Consider the following 18,184-nt stretch of genomic DNA (forward strand, 5'->3'; position numbering starts at 1 on the left):
GGGGCGCCGTAGGCATAAACGGTCGCGTTAAGTATTTGCCGCTTGCTTGGGCTTGGATGCCCAAAACAAGCTTCCGCAAAAATAGCGACTCCCCGGGATCATCGATATTCTGAAGATTAGAGAAAGCATCAAGGAGAGCAGTAAAGACCGCTTGATCGAATCGGATCGAATCAAACGCGCAGACCATCAAGGCTGCGAACATAACGTCAACTGTTCGGTCCATCGCAAGGATCGGATCGATCAGCTGTGTCATCCGCTCACCAAGATCTAAGCCCGACTGATGCACCTGCCACAATTGATCGACCAATGTGTAGCCAAGGGCGAGTGTTAAACCTTCTTTGCGAAGTTCATAAGTGTCTCCTGGTCCTGGCAGGCTTCGGAAAAAGCGTGTTTCGATAACAAAAGTTGAATCCGACTCAAAGTGTTGCGGCGGCGCGTTAGGTGAGGTACGAACTCGCTCTAATACTTCCTTTGCATGGATGCTAAGACGCCTAGTCAACTGCAGCAGCGTCTCCTCTTCAAAGTTCTCACGCTGCGACAAATGCAGATGCTGCAGGAGCAACCTATCTGAAGTTAGCCCTTTCCATGCCGCAGGGTCATTATGAGGTAGGATGTTAACTGCAACGGCTAGCAGGCGAGGATTACACAGGGTTTGGAGCGTTGCATCATCAAGCCAATCAGTCTCGATGCCATAATAATTCAACAGCTGGTTCCGCTCCTCCGAAGACCATGCCGACACCTCGATCTGCTTTGGTTTGAAGATCAGACCGGGAGAAACTGTCTTTTCCCAGAATTGAGTGCGTACCGTCACGACCAAACACCCTCCAACAGCCTCCAATCGTTCTTGCAAGCCGTTGAGTATCCGGTCCCACCGAAGGCTCTGTCGCTGATTTATGCCATCGACAATGACAAGCAAAGAATACTCTGGTAAATTGTTCCTCCAGGCGGAAAACCGATGGCGCCATCTCAGCCTGGTTATTTCATTCGATACATCTCCCGTTTGTTTAATCAAAAGATCAATTAGTAACTTGTCGAGATCATTCGGAATAATGTCTTCGAATTGCTCAGCGCTTGCAAAGAGTGCGAGACCTTTATGATCATGACAAATCTGCGCAGCGAGCCATGATTTTCCGTCTCCCTCTCCTCCAGATAAAACGATAGCTTGACCTGTTAGCAACGCCGCTCTCGCACGCTCCTTTAAGGTCGTGCGCAATGCAGGATAATGGTTGAGCACAAACAGTTAGCGCTTGACCCAATCGTTCTCTTGAGATGTTTTCATTCTGAAAAGAGGCTTCTCTCCACTTTACGTTAGCTTCAATTGATCGTGCCGTTGCCATGCTAGACACATTGAATTTTGACTTAATCTTGTACAAAAGATTGTTGAAGGTAGGGTGTTTAGGAATTTCTGAAAACGCCGCTGCAAGTTTCATTCGATCTTGTTTTGGATTGCCATTTTCCATTATAAAATTAATCGCTGTAACTCCGGTTGCCACAGCTGCGACCGCCAAGAGAGGTAAGGGCTCAGAAGACCAATCTAGGATCAGGACAGAGATGGCATGCTGATCTCCCACATCTTGTACGGCTGATGCCAGCTGGGTACTTACCTCCGTTGTTGATCCAAGCACCCAAAGTCGATCTGGGGCGGAATTAGTACGAGCCAAGTCGACGATTTTTGTCAGCACCTCATTCCTTTGAATCTTTCCAGAGTACCGTTTAGCTTCGAAACTAATAGCATCTTCTCGAAATGTTGCTTCACCATCCATTCCTCCCTGTAGACCACTTGCAGCGAGCCGATAATTAACACCAGTTAATGCGGTAAGAATTAACCGAACCAAACCCTCGAAACCGGCAGAGCCAGTTGGTTTAAGCGCCAAAAGTGCGCTTTGAATATCTGTAAGCTGCTCACTCACTCTCTTATCAGGCATCATTTCCCTAGCCTCACCTTTCTGTGTGATCGATGTTTATTAACAGATACGAAGTAGCTCTGATTATACTCAGAGCAATTATACCTCTGTAAAAGAGCGTCAAACTTATCTTGATGTCATAATCCAACAATGCGTCTACTTGCTCAAATTGCAAACATGTTTCTTGATTATGTTTATAGCCCCCACTTATGTAGCGCGAAATATGCCACGTACAACCCCAATCCTTTACTTACGTTATGATTTTACTTTTTCTCGATTTTGACGGCGTTACACATCCTCGCACTGGTTCTCAAGCATTCTTGCCAACATGCATGACTGCATTGCGAAACGCGATCTCTAACTATGACATTCATATCGTTGTCAGCTCAACCTGGAGAGAAACTAACCGCATGCACGAACTAGTCGATTATCTTTTACCGCTTCAAAAACCTGCTGTGGGTATAACTCCAGTCATAAACGACCGATTCCTAAGTGCAGTTCGCCACCATGAGATCATAAAATATCTGATTGATACAGAGCAACAGAGTAGGCGCTGGTACACTATCGATGACTGCCCAGGATTCTTTCCGTCCCCCTCTGAATCCGTTTACTTTACGAATCCAAGAACAAGTTTTAACGAAGATGATATGCCTAACTTCAAGAAATTATTGAAGTCAGTCTGGTACGCACAACAACGATTTATTAGTACTAACCAAACGCCTGAAAGGGCCAGAAGCTGACTCTTTGTTGTTATCACCAGCAAGACATCAAAGTTTCGGACTATGGCTTTCCTACTAATTGATCGTCACCACTGTAGATGGTGGGCTTAAAGAGTTACCACGTTCGTATATCGAGAAAGTTCATTTTCAAGCTCTTTGACCCGCTGAAGAAGCATCAGGTTCTGTGTAAACAACCGGTCCATGAGTTCACCATTCATTTTCTGCTCTGCCTGTAGCTGCTTACACTTCCTCTCGGCTTTTTTAAGCTTCACTCGATCACCTCCTCTAGGACTTTTCTTGAGCGAGTCTATACGGGCGATTAGTGGCTTATGTGAGTACCTTGAACGCTTTAGGTACCCCTTATCGTAACCTGCTTCGACACTTACCATAGCGGGTGTTATATCAACCTCTGTAACACCAACATGGCTTCCGACATGTGGTGTATTCTTTAACAGTCGCTCCAGCGCGGCTTCACATTCATGCAGACCAGTAGTTTTTGCCATTTTTAAGCCTTTAGTATTGGAACCAGTTCGGGTTTGTTAAACTTTTTTTCCTGGTATTCTTCAAGTTTACAAAGCTCCATCTCAGTCAGTTCGTACTCGGCAGATTCACGCTCATATTTACCCAGGTCTTCCTTAAGTTTGGTTATCAAGCTTTCCACCTTTGACGGTTTAATGATTGAGCACGCACTGGTAAGGCAATCTATGAACTCACCCATCAAATAGCAGTCGCATGCCTCTACACCGGTACAACCACCCAGTGGGGTTTCCCTGTAGCTAATGCAACCATCGTTAGCCATCTTGATGGTGGCCTTCTTTGAGTCCATGATGGATATTTCACCTTTATCCACTCGAGCTTTCATTTTCTCCATGTAACTTCCTGTCCCCCCAAACACCGATTCGTCATCCTCAAATACATCGGCGAACAATTGGCTTACCACGTCTGCTGGCGATGCTACTTGGTAATCAATCGCCACATGATTATTTACTTGTTTTTTTCTTGTGGCACCCAAAAAGATTGGCAGGTGCCTTTCACTATTCCGCGCATAATATTGTGCCATCAGGCGTGAGGTGTGTTTGAACTGGGTGGATACTGTGTCTAACGAAACAAAACCGCTATTGCTGGCATAGTAAGCTAGCGAACGTCGAAACTGGTGTGACGATACGGGCCATAAGTTACCAATTTGAAACTTCTTCTCCTCATAGAAATTCCGATCAGAATCCGTGATGGAAAGCTCTTTAAGGTCCCCTTTGATTATAGCAAATGCTGGTCCGGCTATCCGCGTAAAACACCCTTTATCCCCCATGTTAGGAAGAGAGGTAATTGTGGGCCTACTCTTATCAGAACGTATAATACTTGGGTTTATAAACAGATGCGTATCAGATAGATCAAGCCCATACAATACCGACAAACCTTCAGCTATGGACTTCGCAATACCAATCGCTTTTGTGACACACGAAGGGGCTAGCCAAGAAGTGCTTTTTTATAGCCAGTAAACTTAGTCGTCGTTGATACAATGTTTACGATCCTAGCGGGATCAAGCACATCTCCTGTTTCATCTACAATAGACTTACTGACTTCATATTCGTCAATACAACCATGCATAGTTCTGGCGGTTTCTTGATCACGCATTCCAGTGTACAGATGCATTGTCATTTTGCAGACGTATTGGATTTCTTTTAGCCAAACCACAAATGATGCACGGGTAAACTCTTTAACTCGGCTCCGTTCAAATAGAGGAGCAATGCCGTGCTTTTGAAGAACCTCAGGCATAATTGGTCGAAAGACACCGACTTTGCCTAACTGGTGTTGTTGTGTAGCTATTGCCGCCCCATAAGACCGATCAGCCATCTCAATGATGATGTCTTTTATATTTTCCTGGTAAAGATATAGGCGATCAATGTATCCATCAAACAGGTTCATCATTTCAATGTATATCCGTGAAGGAATCACTGGGTGCTGCTTATCTTTTTGCCGTTCTAATTCCAGCTCAGTTTTGTTACATGGGGCAAAACCTATTTTTTTTGCACCTCTCTGATTAAGGACTTCAAGCACAGCGGATACTTGTTTTGCATCATTGGGGGTTGAGATCTCATGATTAAGAAAAGCTTTCAAGTACGAGACATTAGATAAGACATCGTTCAGGTCGATTTCTTGAACAAGTTTATTATCAAATTGAAGAGCAACAAATCTAGCGATCTTTCTAAGAGTATAGAAATACTGGATAAGTGTTCCAGCGCTAGTTTTTCCTGACTTGCTGGATGGATTATGATAAATCAATATATACAAGACATACTTTATTTGCTTGTATATTTTATTGTTAATCTCTTGCGAAGGAGTAAACTCCTCATCGAAGGTTATTATTGTCAGCCTCTTATTTGAGAGCCTATATGGGTTAAAGTCCCATACCGAGTTACTATAGACGGCAGTTGCGTTGCCTTCCGCATCACGACATAGAACAAAGTCTGATCCTGGCTTTTCGACATAAGGGTCAGGCTCACCCCTACCAATACCATTATTACCAAATCCCTTCAAATACATAGAGCCAAGTAGGTGGCTATTGTTTTCTTTAATCATTACAAAATCACTCCAATCTCTTCATACCTACTTAACCTGGATTCCCAATAAGGTGTGAGAAGCCCTAGGTCATATACTTTGTGACGGTATACACTGATCTTTTCTTCAAGCTGCGGATACTTTCGTTGAATTTCTTTAAGAATGAATTCAATCCAAACGCACAACCCCTGAAATAGCTCGTCGGCCTTGCCAAATTCAGGAGAAACCGCCCTTACTGCCTCGATCACATAGCGCAACGAGAAGAGCTTATGGATATCATCATCATCCGCGTGGCAGACATAGTGCTCACAATACAGGCAGCCAAATTGCTTTTTGCAGTCTGGTTCAATAGGAGGTACTTCTTCTTTCGAAAGGGGATCCCCGAAGTCGTCACAATGACCGACTGCAGTGCGCTTTAAATGACCTGCGTCACCATCCGTGATTTTGACTTCTGAAGCATAAGCCCTAACAGATCCCCAGAACTTTGATAATTGCCCCCTCATGTCGCCACCCGAAGGGTGACTGTAAGCAATGCCATTCATATTCTCCGAATGATTGAGTGCCTTGGCTGCGTCTGAAACAGGAATTCCTATGCTCTTCAAAACTATACTTTTATACTTTCTGGCCTTTGTTGCTGAAATGGTCTTGATAGAGGGATCAATAAGCTTTCCCTTTAATTGCGAATTAAGCCTTGTCTGGAAATCCCCTCGTAATGGAGTTGGTTTACTTCTTTCCCCAGAAGAGCCTATGTCAGTGAAAAATAGATATTTGCACACTCCATCATCTAAGTACCAGTCTCTGAATTGAACGTACTCTCTTAGGATCTTCAAGCCTTTTCGGTGTATGGGGTAACTTACTACAAGGCCATTTGCCCGAAATTTCACGCTGACAAGTTCCTTCTTAACAGAGTCTGAAGCTACATCTAGGGCGTTTTCATATTCGAATAAAACCAATGACGAAGGGTTAGCGCCTGTTACCATTTGCACAATAACCGCGTAGCTTCTTATTACCTTCTGAGCCAACATGGCTCTAAAAAAACACTCCTTCTTGTTTTTATTTCTTAAATGAAGGTCCACTACGAAGTTTTTATGATCTTTTTTCCAAGTGCTGGTGTGCGCCCGAGATCCTCTTGCTCCATATAATTCTGTCATAAAAGAAATGTATTCGTCTTCCGTACGATAACGATTTTTATCACGGTCATATAAGTGAGGAACATCATCACATAGAGGTGAAATTACGCTTGCATTATTACAAGGAAGAACAGTCGCATGATGCTCACCGCAATCAATAATAAGCGGGTAACCGTCTTCCATTACCGCTTTTCGTAACGATCTTGCGATAGTTATAAGGCTACCGACATATCTATTTACCGCTTCAGCTTCCGGCGAAGCAACGCGATTTCTTGCAAACGTAATAGTTGGTGCAGCTGCTTTAAGCTCTGCAACCTTTTCAGGGTAAAGCAGCTTGAGAACGCATTGAGCACCTGCTTGGTATCCACAGGCAGTCTCCGCCTGTAAATCACCATCTCTATTCAATCGTTCGAAGAGATGCTCAGTATATGCTCGATATGCCGCGACAGAATGACCCTCATTAACCGCAAAATTAGAATTTCCATTGTCATCGCACCAGTCGATGAATCGTTGTATCTTGCGGGCTTCAGTATTAATCGATGAGTCTCGATACCCCCTGTGTACCAATAGTCTAGAGCCCTCTTCAATAGCTCACGCCTGCCCTTTTGAAGAGAGCCTTCAACAACCTTTCGTGACTTAATGTCTTTGCCTGCGTTCCATCCAGCAATAATCGGCTCACGCTCAGTGAAACATAGGGATCCGAAGTCGTAGGGCTTAGCTCTTACTGCTATATCAAATTGAATCAGGATCTTTTCGGGGTGAAGAAATGTCTTGTGGAAATCATCTTTGGTAATCACCACGTGGTCTCTGGATACATAATCTTTGACACTCACAGCTCACTACTTCGCGTTGTTTCGCTAACAGGCTCAGCCGGCACATGCCCACCCAACAGAATGTCCTCGAAGGCTCCTTGAGCGTCGTATTGAATATTTACGTTTTGAAATAGCTTCAGATAATTTTCAGTCGTTTCTGGATTGCTGTGATACAACCTGTTCTGAATGAGCCCCATAACTGCGGTAGGCCGTAGTTCACCTGAATCAACGAAGTCTCGAAGCGCTATCCATAAGAGATATGCATATGTAGCTCTAAGCCAGTGAAAATAAAAATCTTTGGGGAAGTCTTCGGATGCAGATCTAAGAATTTTCTGTTTCAGGTTCTCGACAACCTGACCAACTGGTTTTGATTTTACCGGGGAGTCGCTATTTTTGCGAAAGTTTGTTTTGGGCATCCAAGCCCAAGCAAACAGCAAAAACTTCACGCGACCGTTTATGCCTGCGGCGCCCCGATATACAGACGGCGTCGACTATCGCGGACTAACCGCCTTCGCTTCGCTATCCATGGCGGTCAGCGTAAGTGGGTATCTTGGATCATCCTTTCCCATGTAGTAACAGTTACCCTGGTTGCTGATAAAGAGGTATAGGTCTTCGTCATTAATCTCGGGCAAATCAGGGTATGCTGTCTTGTACTCTTCCTTGAACTTCGACCTGAGCTCCTGTGCTCTTTTACAGTCGGCGTATGTCGCTAGTTCATTTACCAGTTGGCTTGGTATATACAGCGTATAGTGCTTGGAGTTTTTGGTGTTGATCAGTGTACCCGGACCAGCAAATAGCTTATATGTACCATCTCGTTCAGGCCCGTTTTTTAGAAGAGCTCTAATGTGCTTCAACCGGATTGTCAGCACTGTTTTCTTTCGCGCACCCGTCATGAGAGCAACAAGAACTATCAGCCGCTCAACAGGACTCCAGTCATCGCCATTTATGATAGATTTTAATTCCGCAAATTGATCTAAGGTTAGCGGCCTAAGAAGCTCCCCATCGTCTCTCACAAAACCAATAGGGTCGTTCCCTCGGCGGGGAACAGATTTGGTTTGGGACCGAACTTCTACATCTTTTGAACCCGTCCCGGTGGAGTGTTGGTAATAGACACGCACGGTCTTAATACTATCAATCCTTTCCAGATCAATCCCATAGTCTGGCCAGTGCCTGGTTATGTGTTTGTAGAAATTATAAACGGTGCTGGTGTACTGATTTACGACCGCCGGCTTGAGCCCTTCACTTTCGGCTAGGTGATGAAAATATCTATATGTTGGTCTTTGTGAGGGCCGTCTTTTAGTGAAGTCCAGCCAATCAATTCCCTCTGCTTCGGTAAACAACTTGTAGCGTAATAGCTGGGATGCTTTTCGCCTTACATCTTCGGTAGGCCGTTCCATTTGATGCTTGTGCTCCACCAAATAGCACAAATAGTGGTTCGCTTCATTCCATGGCAAGCCTTCAGAAGTAAGCAAGAACGGCATATTGAAGACAGTATTGGCATCCTCAATGCTCTTTAGCTCGCAATAGGTATAAAAGCATTCGCCTGAGATGGCGCCGATTAGTGGCTGCTCGACAGTCTGGTGCGATGCTATTGAGGAAACATTTGCAAACAGGTTTTTAGCTACGCTTATATTTTTTAGCCGCCAACTACTTTTTTTTTGATCTTCTTCGCCGTCCATTGACACCATCCCAAAATTCACGTGTCAACGATATACTGTTAAGTGTTAAAGGGTCAACAGGCCAGTTACGTGTTAGTTTGGGGTAGCGACCCTTTAATTCACGTTTCACCTCGGCATAGGTGTTGGCCCAGAAACTCTTCAGATCCTGAGTCACCTGAATAGGCCGCTGCGCGGGCGAGAGCAGATGCAGCATCACCTCGACACGTCCTCGCGCAACAGCAGGCGTCTCAGCCAGGCCAAACAACTCCTGCAGCTTCACCGCCAATACCGGCGCAGACCCATCGACCTGATACTCGAGCCGCTTACGCGAACCGCTCGGCACCTGCAGGTGGGTCGGTGCCAGCTCTTCGAGCTGCTGTTGCTGCGACCAGTCGAGCATCGATTTGATAATCGCCACCATATCGAGACGAGCGAGGTGACTACGACGACTGATGTTATTTAGATAGGGTGCCAACCACACTTCAACCGTTTCAAGCAGATGGCTATCGGAAAGATCGGGCCACGCCTCATCGGGCAGCCACTGACGTAACGAGCGTAACCGCGTGCGTAACTGACGCGCTGCATCACTCCACGGTAGCGCCTCAAGCCCCTCAGCACGTACACCATCAAGCATCGCTGCCACGACCGCCGCCTCATCGTCCACCTTGAGTGGTCGCTCCCCCAACAGTAATGCCCCGTAGCGCCTCGCCTCTCGCGAGACGACTACTCCCTCACTGCGTGACCAGTAGGTCTCGGCCTGCCAGGCGATCTGCGCTGGGAAGCTCTGCTCCAGATCCGCAACGGCTATGGATGCCGCAAGGAAGATACGACTCTCATCGCCTCGACCATCGAGACTCACCGCCACCATCAGTTCGGCACCACGACAACTATCCAACAGCTTTGCACCACGCCCATTGGCGAGCAGATAGCGATTACCATTTGCACCGCGCCGCTGTGCGACTCGATCGGGATAGGCGTTGGCCAGCAGCAAGCCCACCATGGCCTCATCGACCGAGCCGTTATCGGCTTGCACCTTGAACAGATGACGCCACTGTCGTGAGGCACGCTCAATAGCCACCGCCGCACGCCCATCGGCACCCATACCTCGTGCCGCTGCAGCACCATCTGCTCGGTGGGCACGCAGCGCCTCTAGCCGTAACGCGAAGTCACAGGTTGCGAGCCCTTCAGCACCACGCAGCAGATCACGCTCGGAGATTAGCGCCGCGATATCGCAGGCGAGCGCTGCCTCACCGAGAGCCTCACTCTTTATCACCATATGGGCCAGTCGCGGATGCATCGGCAGCGTCGCCATTCGCTCACCCAGCTTGGTGATACGACCCCTCTCATCGAGCGCCTCAAGGCGCTGCAACAGTGCACGTGCCTGGGTGAGCGCCGCCGCGGGCGGTGGACTGAGCCAGACCAGCGTCTCGGCATCACTCACTCCCCAGCGTGCCAGATCGAGCGCCAGCGGCAATAGATCGGCCTCAACGATTTCGGGGCTGTTAAACGGCACCAGACCACTCTGGGTGGTACTACTCCAGAGTCGATAGCAGCAACCGGGGGCGAGACGACCGGCACGACCCGCACGCTGCTCAGCCGAGGCGTTGGAGACACGGATCGTCTCTAGTCGCGTCAGGCCACTACGAGGATCGAAACGTGGCACCCGCTGCCAGCCGCTATCAACCACCACCGTCACCCCCTCGATGGTCAGGCTGGTCTCGGCAATCGGTGTCGAGAGCACCACCTTGCGTCGTCCGTTGGGGGCAGGGCGTATCGCCAACTTCTGCTGATCGAGCGGCAGATCGCCATAGAGTGGATAGATATCGACAGGTTCATTCACGAGCTGCTGCTGAAGCAGTTCGTGGGCACGACGGATTTCACCCGCACCGGGCAGGAAGGCGAGGATATCCCCCTCGCGTTCTCTAAAAGCTCGTACCACTGCCTGTACCAACGTAGCGTCGATACGCTGCCGCTCATCACCGGGCTGGTAGCTTATCTCAACCGGATAGCTACGCCCCTCACTACTGACCACAGGCGCATCGAGCAGCGTTGAGAGTGCTGCACCATCCAGTGTCGCCGACATCACCAGCAACTTGAGATCCTCACGCAGCCCCTGCTGCGCATCGACGCAGAGCGCCAGAGCCAGATCGCTATGCAGGTTACGTTCGTGGAATTCATCGAAGATCACCAGCCCGACACCCACCAGCTCCGGATCGCGCTGCAGACGACGAGTCAGAATCCCCTCGGTGACCACCTCAATGCGGGTCTGCTTACCGACACAGTTATCAAAACGAACACGAAAGCCGACCCGCTCACCCGGCTTCTCACCCAGTGTATTGGCCATCTGCGCCGCCACACCGCGTGCGGCCAGACGACGCGGCTCGAGCATCAGAATCGTCTTACCTCGCAACCACGCGGCATCAAGCAGCTCCAAAGGCACACGGGTACTTTTCCCCGCGCCCGGCGGCGCCTTAAGCACCACGGCACTGTTAGCGGCAAGGGCCGCTTGCAGCTCGGGGATAACCTCATCGATGGGGAGTGGCGTCTTCATCAGGCGCCGATTGTAACGCAGCCGGGTTGTGCAGAACGGTCAGGCGAGTGGCAACTCTTTTGGCGAGAGGACATAACGATCATGGATCTTCAGCACCCGTTCCACCTCGGCCAGTGGACGCTGATCGCCGAAGCGTTTTAGAAATCGGCAGACCTGATAGCTACCACTCTGCTGCTCATACCCCTTCAACCAGCCATTGAACCGCTGTCGCGCCTCGCTCGATTCACGTGGAAAGTTATTTGGTGGGCGACTGTAGTCGATACGCCACGGCTTGGGAGTAAGGCGTGCGCGGAAGGATTCCTGCGTTCGACAGAGTTTGATATAGAGCGGATCGCACTCGAGGCGATCAAAGAGCTGTTCGGTGCCAAGATCTTTCGCGCCGTAGAGTCGGTTGGTGACCACCACCCGTAACCCCGCCAGCGTCTCGTAAACTGCCAACGCAATGCCCGGCTGTTCGCTGGCGTAGCTTTCGATCTGCTGTAGATGATAGTTACGATCTTTTACCCGGCCACCAAACAGGGCCTTGAGCTTGTCGATCAAGCCGGGCGGTTCGATGTCGATATCGGCAAACAGCACCCGCTCACAGTTGAGCACCAGTGCACCGTAACGGTTGCGTGTCACCACTCCGATTAGCTCACCCTCCGCGCTGTTGATCTCTTCAATCAACTCCTCGCGGATATAACCCTCGCTGTAGTCATAACGCTCAAGCGGCTCACCCTGCTTGACCCGCGCCACCAGCCGCTCCACCGCCTCGACAGCGCGCGCCTGTGCATCGGCCTCGCTCTCATTAGAACCGCGCCAGCAGGCCAACTCATACTCCTGCCCCTGCCCAGTATTGCTGTTGCGACTCTCCTTTGCCCAGTACCTTGCCAGCTTCATTTCTGCGCCCTCTTATTGTTATCTCGATTTAAACGCCTCTCATCCAGAGTGTCGAGGCGATCACAACACCTGCCCCCATAACCTACCGCAACGGGCTATTTGAAAAGCTTTTTCTATACTTATCAAAAAATGGGCTGGATAGCGCAGAAGGAGCAGAGAACCGCAATGAAACAGGTCGATGTCGCCATTATTGGTGGGGGTATATCCGGCACCGCACTGCTCTACCACCTCGCTCGCCACAGCGACTATAACCGTGTTGTTCTGATGGAGAAGTACCCACAGATCGCCGCAGTCAACTCACACGCACGCAATAACAGCCAGACCCTCCACTGTGGCGACATTGAAACCAACTACACGCTGGAGAAGGCACTCAAGGTGCAGCAGACCGCTCGCATGGTGGTCGACTACGCCGAGAGCCTGAGCGAGGCAGAGCGCAACCAGATCCTGTTCAAGTTTCCCAAGATGTTACTGGGGGTCGGTGATGCAGAGTGCGAACTGCTGCACCAGCACTATGAACGTTTCCACCCTCACTACCCCGACATGGAGCTACTCGATACCGATGCTATCGCCACACGAGAACCGAGTGTGACCGCTGGTCGGCGTGGTCAGGTAATGGCGATCTCGATTGCCAATGAGTACACCGCCGTCAACTCCCACAAACTGGCACGCTCTTTTGAGCAACAGGTTCGGGTGCTCCGACCCGACTACGAAATCCAACTCGGCTGCAGCGTCAGAGCTATCCATCAGGGTGAGCACGGTTTCCGCATCGATAGCGACAACGGCTCACTACTGGCGCGGGTAGTTGTCGTCTCTGCGGGTGGTCATAGCCTGCTGTTTGCCAAGCGAATGGGTTACGGCAAGCACTACGCCTGCCTGCCGGTGGCCGGCAGTTTTTATCACACACCCAAACTGCTCAACGGCAAGGTCTACACCATTCAGAGTGAGAAGCTCCCCTTCGCCGCCGTGCATGGTGATCCCGACCTGCTCGAGCCGGAGATGACCCGCTTCGGCCCCACTGCGCTGGTATTGCCACTGCTGGAACGTCACAACTGGCGCACCCTGGCCGACCTGCTACGTGTCACCCAGCCCGACCTGCCCGTACTCAAGGTGCTGTTCACTCTGCTTGGTGAGGCGGAGATACGCCGCTATATGATGCGTAACATCCTCTTCGAACTACCCGGTATCGGCAAACGACTGTTCCTCGATGACGCACGCAAGATCATTCCACTACTGCAGGTCGAACAGCTCACCTTTGCCAAACGAGTAGGCGGAATACGCCCGGTAATGATCGACAAGCAGGCACTGAAGCTTCATCTCGGTGAGGCGCAGATCAATCCCGGCACCGGCATAATCTTCAACATGACGCCATCACCCGGCGCAACCAGCTGCCTGGGAAACGCCGCCAAGGACTTCGCCACCATCCAGGAACTGATGGCATAAAAAAGGCCCGACCAGTTGGTCGAGCCTTGTGTAGATTCTGAGTAACGTCTTATGACTTGGGACGTTTGTCATAGAGCGAGAATGCACTCTTGGTGAAACCCTTCAGCGAAAGCGGCACCACCACACCCTGTGGTTTTTCACGACCCAACAGAGCGAACTTGATCGACGCCTTGGTGCCCTGCTTCAGTGCCTTGAGCATCGTCTCATCAACCTTGAAAGCAACGTTACAACCGCGTGCTCCACAGTTGAGATAGCGGTAGTTGTACTTCACGCCACTCACCTCAAGCTCTACACCCGGCATCAGTGCCACACCCAGCGGGGTTGTGATCACAGCGCGAGGGATGGCACTGCCGTTGGGATAGGAGAGCACCATTCTGAACAGCATCTTGCCGGTCTTTTTCTGACTCGCCGTGGTGTAGGCGCGGCAGAGCTTTACACTCTTCTTTGTCTCACCCGATTTCGCCTCACGACAGGCCACCTTCCAGTCACCAAACGCCTCCTCCTGAACCTTCAACTCACTCGGCTCGGCAAAGACCATACTCGACGCCAGAACACTCACAGCAACTGCAAACAACTTTGAAACTGTTTTCATCAAGCCCACTCCATCTGTCTGATCAATAATCGGCAATGGCGTCATTCTACAGCGCCAGTCCCCAAATGCGAGGCAAAAAAACACGGGCCTTATAGCCCGTATTTTTCACTGATTAAGCGCCGCCGTCAGAGGTCAATCCAGCCTTTGGTAATCGATCCCTGCTACCAGCCAACAACCATCGGCATGCAGGCACTACGGCTGTGAGTAGGCCAGCGCTGCATCGGCACTCCAATCCATCCCCGCCTCGCCGTACCAGTAGCCGTTGCAGGGAGTACCGATAATCACTCTGTTGACCTGCTCTGCACCCTCAGTAGGATTCAGTTTCCCATCACGCACGGCCGCAAATGCCTCAACGATTTTTCCCATGTGGTGTGACTGGGGTGAGAGTCGCGCCACATCGACCCCCATCTTCTGCATCTGCGGTAACGCCTCAATCAGGTTGGTGGTCGCTGCCGAGAGGGTCTGGATACCGTTCATGGAGAGGAACGGTTCACCATCCTGAGTCTTGAGCAGCATACCGTCGGGGTAGTCGCCACAGCGGAACTGGCAATCATCCTTGGGCAGTTTGTGGGCACGCGCGGTAAAGCAGCGGGCCGAGAAGGCGAGCGGGGTACGACCGAAGGCGAAGACCTCAGTCTGTAGACCCTCAGGGCGCTGTGCCTGCATCTCGGTGAGCGTGGTGTGCGAGAGCTCAACCGGCATCACCCAACGCTGCGCACCGAGATCACGGTGCAGCGCCAGGGTCTCGCCGTTGTAAACATTAAGGTGAGGACCGGCAACGTAGGGGATGTTGTTGGAGGCGAGATGAACCGCTGCCATGTCATTGGCCTCAACCAGAAACTTTCCATTATCGATAATGCGTCGCAGGCTCTTCAGCTCCGAATCGGCCTCAAGCAGCACCAGCGTGGAGAGCACCACCTCTTTACCGGCAGCGCTCAGCTTCTCTCCAATCTCGAGCCAATCATCGAGTCGCAGCAGGCGACGTTTCGAGCAGACCGCCTCACCGAGATAGACGATATCGAGCGGCCACTCAACAACCTGTTCATAAAACTCCAAGGTCTCTTCACGCGACCAGTAGTAGAGGTTTGGACCCAGGGATATTTTCATTTCAACAGTCTCATTAACTCATGCAGTTTTAACAGTGAGAGGTTTTTCCGAAGAGAAGGCAGAGTGCACTTTGAGAAGCGGACGACTGCATGGATGCAGGAGGTAGAGCAATGCATGGAGCAATTGCCGAATTAATCACATCATCAATACGCATCGCAAAAAAGCGCTATAACGTTCTATTCGAATAAAAGATCCGCTGTTATTGCCAGCCCCTTTCTAAAGCGCCTAGCGTATGGGTCGAGCCCTCTGCCACCTTGTCGAGCTGCGCCACCCACTCGGCGCGCGGCACAAAACCGTCGGGATTGATGGTGGCACTATTGATCGCCTGACGCAGCACCCTGGTCACCTGCCCCACATAGGCGGGGCTGCGCTGCCGCCCCTCAACCTTGATCGCCTTCACGCCACTGCGCTGCAGCTCGGGCAGGATATCGAGAATGCTCAGGCTGGTCGGCTCTTCGATCGCATAACCGACCTCGCCGTTGACCTCAAAGCGCCCCTTGCAGACCACCGGATACCCGGCACTCTCGCCAGGGCCGTAGATATCGATCAGCACCTCATTGAGGCGCACCTTGCGACCATCGGCCGCCTCCTCCCAACGCACCGATTTGGCAGGCGAACAGGCACCGCAGGTGTTGGGTGATTCACCAGTGGCGTAAGAGGAGAGATAGCAGCGCCCCTCGACCATCACGCAGAGGCTGCCGAAGGCGAACACCTCTACCTCGACATCGGTACTCTCCACCACCCGCTTCACCTGCGAGAGTGAGAGCACACGCGGAAGCACCACGCGCTGGATATTGAAGTTCTCACGATAGAAGGCGATCGCCTCGGCACTGGTCGCCGATCCCTGCACCGAGAGGTGCAGACGCAGATCGGGGTGAGTGCGTGCCGCGTAGCGCATCAACCCCGCGTCGGCGAGGATCAGCGCATCGACACCGATGCGGGCGGCACGATCAACGGCGGCGGTCCAGATCTCCCAGCTCTGCGGCTGCGGATAGGTGTTGAGCGCCAGCAGCACCTTGCGACCACGACTATGGGCATACTCGATCCCCTTCAGTGCACTACGCTCATCGAAATTGAGACCGGGAAAGTTGCGCGCATTGGTCGCATCGCGAAAGCCCATGTAGACGGTATCAGCACCGTTATCGACCGCCTGTTTCAGCGCCGACAGGCTGCCCGCCGGGCAGACCAGTTCAAGTTTCTGTGACATTTAGAGAAAACCCTCTTGCGCGCCAAGATACCCCTGCGAGGTGCCTCGTCGTGATAGTTCATCTTCGATACCGTTGAGCACCCGCCACTTCCAGTTACACCAGTAGGGGGTGAGCAGAATATCGGTTGAAGCGGTGCCGGTAAGGCGATGGTAGAGCACCTCTGATGGGGTGGCCTCGACCAAATCGGCCGCCATACGAATATATTCTTCGACCGTGAGCGGCGCATAGTCACCGCGACGCCACTCATTGGCGAGCATCGTCCCCTTCACCACATGCAGCGGGTGAAGCTTTAGCCCCTCGACACCCAGCTCCAACACCCGCTGTAACGACAGTTGAAGATGGGCGGCATCCTCGCCCGGCAGGCCCGCGATCAGATGCGCGCAGACCGGCAGTTCACGGGCATGGGCCGCCTGTAGCGCCTCACGATACTCGGCAAAACCGTGGCCGCGATTGACCCGCTCAAGGGTGTGATCGAAGGCCGACTGCAGCCCCAGCTCCAGCCATATCTCATAACCCTGATCACGATAGTCGGCGAGCAGGTCGAGCACCCTGGGCGGCACGCAGTCGGGACGGGTGCCGATCGAGAGGCCGATTACATCGGGCTCGGCAAGCGCCGCATCGTAGAGCTGTTTCAGATTGGCCGGATCGTCGTAGGTGTTGGTATAAGCCTGGAAGTAGGCAAGAAACTTCTTCGCCCCAGTGCGTTTGGCCAGCACCTGACGGCCCGCTTCGATCTGTCCAGCGACCGGATCGGGCTCGCGCGCATTGGGCGAAAAGGAGCTGTTGTTGCAGAAGGTACAACCACCCCGCCCCTTGCTTCCATCGCGATTGGGACAGGTGAAACCGGCATTGATTGCCAGCTTGTGCACACGTTCGCCATGCTTCTTTAATAGATGCTGACCAAAGGTGGAGACGTAATCAGAGAGTGCCACTAACCAACCTCGTCGAGCACCCGACGCCGAAAGGCGACGCCGATTTCAGCAGCGATCTTTTCACAGGCGTCGATATCAACACCCTCCAATCCATCGATGGCGGTAAGCGTCACACTCGGAACATAGGCCTTCGCCTTGCGGGCAAAATCGAGCATCGCCTCAAAACCACCCTCGCACTTGGGGCGACAGTGTCGGTCGTAGAGCTCACTGTTGTGTGCGTTCATTGAGATCGAGAGCGCATCGACCTTGCCCGCCAACTCCGGGGCAACATCACGCCCATGAATCAGTGAGGCGAGCCCATCGGTGTTAACCCGAATCGTCGCGCCTTGCGCCTTGAGTTGTTCGGCCACCTCTAGCAGCACATCGAGCCGTGTAGTCGGTTCACCGAGCCCACAGAAGACGATCTGTTTGTAACGATCCGGATCACCCACCTCCTCAACCACCTTCTCGGCTGATGGCTCCTCGAACAGGCGCAGATCGAAACCCTGCACCTCCCAGCTGCCGTTAAATTTGGGGCAGAAGGCACAGCGCAGGGTGCAGTGGTAGGTGATATTGAGATAGCAGTTACCGTGCAGCTCGTAGCTGATGGTTGGATTCACTGCTGGGTCGTGTTCGGTCTGCTCTGCGCTCATATCTCTATTTCGTTCTACGGAGCCACGAGTCTATGCAAGAGTGCGGCCTCGTTATGTTGATTTA

At 51.5% G+C, this 18,184-nt stretch carries 18 protein-coding genes; 2 read left to right on the plus strand and 16 right to left on the minus strand.

Going from position 1 to position 18,184, the window contains the following annotated elements; all coding sequences use genetic code 11:
• A partial coding sequence (locus BOW52_RS08010) for a hypothetical protein (RefSeq protein WP_172840256.1) occupies positions 1 to 1,177 on the minus strand: 1,177 nt, incomplete at its 3' end.
• Positions 1,098 to 1,928, minus strand: coding sequence for a hypothetical protein (locus tag BOW52_RS08015; RefSeq protein WP_078483571.1), 831 nt, complete (start codon positions 1,926 to 1,928; stop codon positions 1,098 to 1,100). The genes BOW52_RS08015 and BOW52_RS08010, both read right to left, overlap by 80 nt.
• A gap of 233 nt (positions 1,929 to 2,161) precedes the next feature.
• On the opposite strand from BOW52_RS08015, the gene BOW52_RS17985 reads away from it, so the two are divergent.
• Complete coding sequence (locus BOW52_RS17985) at positions 2,162 to 2,644, plus strand: HAD domain-containing protein (RefSeq protein ID WP_172840258.1); 483 nt, start codon at positions 2,162 to 2,164, stop codon at positions 2,642 to 2,644.
• Between the two features lie 86 nt (positions 2,645 to 2,730).
• Here BOW52_RS17985 and BOW52_RS08020 read toward each other — a convergent pair whose 3' ends face one another.
• The 9 genes from BOW52_RS08020 to BOW52_RS08060 form a co-directional block, all read right to left on the minus strand.
• The gene (locus BOW52_RS08020; RefSeq protein WP_078483572.1) at positions 2,731 to 3,126 is read right to left on the minus strand and encodes a hypothetical protein; all 396 of its coding nucleotides are present in this window, start codon (positions 3,124 to 3,126) and stop codon (positions 2,731 to 2,733) included.
• Positions 3,127 to 3,128: 2 nt separating this feature from the next.
• A complete protein-coding gene (locus BOW52_RS08025) occupies positions 3,129 to 3,929 on the minus strand; it encodes a site-specific integrase (RefSeq protein WP_078483573.1) in 801 nt (266 codons plus the stop codon).
• Between the two features lie 158 nt (positions 3,930 to 4,087).
• Complete coding sequence (locus BOW52_RS08030; protein ID WP_078483574.1) at positions 4,088 to 5,200, minus strand: hypothetical protein; 1,113 nt, start codon at positions 5,198 to 5,200, stop codon at positions 4,088 to 4,090.
• Positions 5,200 to 6,714: a hypothetical protein gene (locus BOW52_RS08035; protein WP_135622159.1), complete on the minus strand. Its 1,515-nt coding sequence runs from the start codon at positions 6,712 to 6,714 to the stop codon at positions 5,200 to 5,202. The genes BOW52_RS08030 and BOW52_RS08035 overlap by 1 nt, the downstream gene beginning before the upstream one ends.
• Positions 6,711 to 7,142, minus strand: a complete 432-nt coding sequence (locus tag BOW52_RS08040; RefSeq protein ID WP_078483576.1) for a hypothetical protein — start codon at positions 7,140 to 7,142, stop codon at positions 6,711 to 6,713. Before BOW52_RS08040 ends, BOW52_RS08035 begins: the two co-directional genes overlap by 4 nt.
• Positions 7,139 to 7,567: a site-specific integrase gene (locus BOW52_RS08045; protein WP_078483577.1), complete on the minus strand. Its 429-nt coding sequence runs from the start codon at positions 7,565 to 7,567 to the stop codon at positions 7,139 to 7,141. The genes BOW52_RS08040 and BOW52_RS08045 overlap by 4 nt, the downstream gene beginning before the upstream one ends.
• A gap of 45 nt (positions 7,568 to 7,612) precedes the next feature.
• Positions 7,613 to 8,800 carry a site-specific integrase gene (locus tag BOW52_RS08050; protein WP_078483578.1) on the minus strand — a complete coding sequence of 396 codons (1,188 nt, stop codon included), beginning with the start codon at positions 8,798 to 8,800 and terminating at the stop codon, positions 7,613 to 7,615.
• Positions 8,769 to 11,330: an ATP-dependent helicase HrpB gene (hrpB, locus tag BOW52_RS08055; RefSeq protein WP_078483579.1), complete on the minus strand. Its 2,562-nt coding sequence runs from the start codon at positions 11,328 to 11,330 to the stop codon at positions 8,769 to 8,771. The genes BOW52_RS08050 and hrpB overlap by 32 nt, the downstream gene beginning before the upstream one ends.
• Positions 11,331 to 11,369: 39 nt before the next feature.
• The gene (locus BOW52_RS08060; protein ID WP_078483580.1) at positions 11,370 to 12,209 is read right to left on the minus strand and encodes a hypothetical protein; all 840 of its coding nucleotides are present in this window, start codon (positions 12,207 to 12,209) and stop codon (positions 11,370 to 11,372) included.
• A 165-nt stretch (positions 12,210 to 12,374) separates the two neighbouring features.
• Between BOW52_RS08060 and BOW52_RS08065 the strand changes: the two genes are divergently transcribed.
• The gene (locus BOW52_RS08065; protein ID WP_078483581.1) at positions 12,375 to 13,649 is read left to right on the plus strand and encodes an FAD-dependent oxidoreductase; all 1,275 of its coding nucleotides are present in this window, start codon (positions 12,375 to 12,377) and stop codon (positions 13,647 to 13,649) included.
• A gap of 49 nt (positions 13,650 to 13,698) precedes the next feature.
• Here BOW52_RS08065 and BOW52_RS08070 read toward each other — a convergent pair whose 3' ends face one another.
• From BOW52_RS08070 to BOW52_RS08090, 5 genes are all read right to left on the minus strand, one after another.
• Positions 13,699 to 14,241, minus strand: a complete 543-nt coding sequence (locus BOW52_RS08070) for an invasion associated locus B family protein (protein ID WP_172840260.1) — start codon at positions 14,239 to 14,241, stop codon at positions 13,699 to 13,701.
• Between the two features lie 192 nt (positions 14,242 to 14,433).
• Positions 14,434 to 15,348: a ubiquinone anaerobic biosynthesis protein UbiV gene (gene ubiV, locus BOW52_RS08075; RefSeq protein WP_078483583.1), complete on the minus strand. Its 915-nt coding sequence runs from the start codon at positions 15,346 to 15,348 to the stop codon at positions 14,434 to 14,436.
• Positions 15,349 to 15,547: 199 nt separating this feature from the next.
• Positions 15,548 to 16,555, minus strand: a complete 1,008-nt coding sequence (gene ubiU, locus BOW52_RS08080; RefSeq protein WP_078483584.1) for a ubiquinone anaerobic biosynthesis protein UbiU — start codon at positions 16,553 to 16,555, stop codon at positions 15,548 to 15,550.
• Positions 16,556 to 17,488: a TIGR01212 family radical SAM protein gene (locus BOW52_RS08085; protein WP_078483585.1), complete on the minus strand. Its 933-nt coding sequence runs from the start codon at positions 17,486 to 17,488 to the stop codon at positions 16,556 to 16,558.
• Positions 17,488 to 18,120: a TatD family nuclease-associated radical SAM protein gene (locus tag BOW52_RS08090; RefSeq protein ID WP_078483586.1), complete on the minus strand. Its 633-nt coding sequence runs from the start codon at positions 18,118 to 18,120 to the stop codon at positions 17,488 to 17,490. The genes BOW52_RS08085 and BOW52_RS08090 overlap by 1 nt, the downstream gene beginning before the upstream one ends.
• Positions 18,121 to 18,184: the final 64 nt, after the last annotated feature.

Origin of the sequence: Solemya pervernicosa gill symbiont (assembly GCF_002020875.1) — a bacterium.
In the GTDB taxonomy this organism is placed as follows: Bacteria; Pseudomonadota; Gammaproteobacteria.

What these genes read in the sequence shown, in the direction of transcription:
- BOW52_RS17985 (WP_172840258.1), top strand. Translation starts at nt 2,162, where the DNA reads ATGATTTTACTTTTTCTCGATTTTGACGGCGTTACACATCCTCGCACT.
- ubiU (WP_078483584.1), bottom strand. Translation starts at nt 16,555, where the DNA reads ATGTCACAGAAACTTGAACTGGTCTGCCCGGCGGGCAGCCTGTCGGCG.
- BOW52_RS08030 (WP_078483574.1), bottom strand. Translation starts at nt 5,200, where the DNA reads ATGATTAAAGAAAACAATAGCCACCTACTTGGCTCTATGTATTTGAAG.
- BOW52_RS08025 (WP_078483573.1), bottom strand. Translation starts at nt 3,929, where the DNA reads ATGGGGGATAAAGGGTGTTTTACGCGGATAGCCGGACCAGCATTTGCT.
- BOW52_RS08060 (WP_078483580.1), bottom strand. Translation starts at nt 12,209, where the DNA reads ATGAAGCTGGCAAGGTACTGGGCAAAGGAGAGTCGCAACAGCAATACT.
- BOW52_RS08090 (WP_078483586.1), bottom strand. Translation starts at nt 18,120, where the DNA reads ATGAGCGCAGAGCAGACCGAACACGACCCAGCAGTGAATCCAACCATC.
- ubiV (WP_078483583.1), bottom strand. Translation starts at nt 15,348, where the DNA reads ATGAAAATATCCCTGGGTCCAAACCTCTACTACTGGTCGCGTGAAGAG.
- hrpB (WP_078483579.1), bottom strand. Translation starts at nt 11,330, where the DNA reads ATGAAGACGCCACTCCCCATCGATGAGGTTATCCCCGAGCTGCAAGCG.
- BOW52_RS08050 (WP_078483578.1), bottom strand. Translation starts at nt 8,800, where the DNA reads ATGGACGGCGAAGAAGATCAAAAAAAAAGTAGTTGGCGGCTAAAAAAT.
- BOW52_RS08070 (WP_172840260.1), bottom strand. Translation starts at nt 14,241, where the DNA reads ATGAAAACAGTTTCAAAGTTGTTTGCAGTTGCTGTGAGTGTTCTGGCG.
- BOW52_RS08065 (WP_078483581.1), top strand. Translation starts at nt 12,375, where the DNA reads ATGAAACAGGTCGATGTCGCCATTATTGGTGGGGGTATATCCGGCACC.
- BOW52_RS08015 (WP_078483571.1), bottom strand. Translation starts at nt 1,928, where the DNA reads ATGATGCCTGATAAGAGAGTGAGTGAGCAGCTTACAGATATTCAAAGC.
- BOW52_RS08020 (WP_078483572.1), bottom strand. Translation starts at nt 3,126, where the DNA reads ATGGCAAAAACTACTGGTCTGCATGAATGTGAAGCCGCGCTGGAGCGA.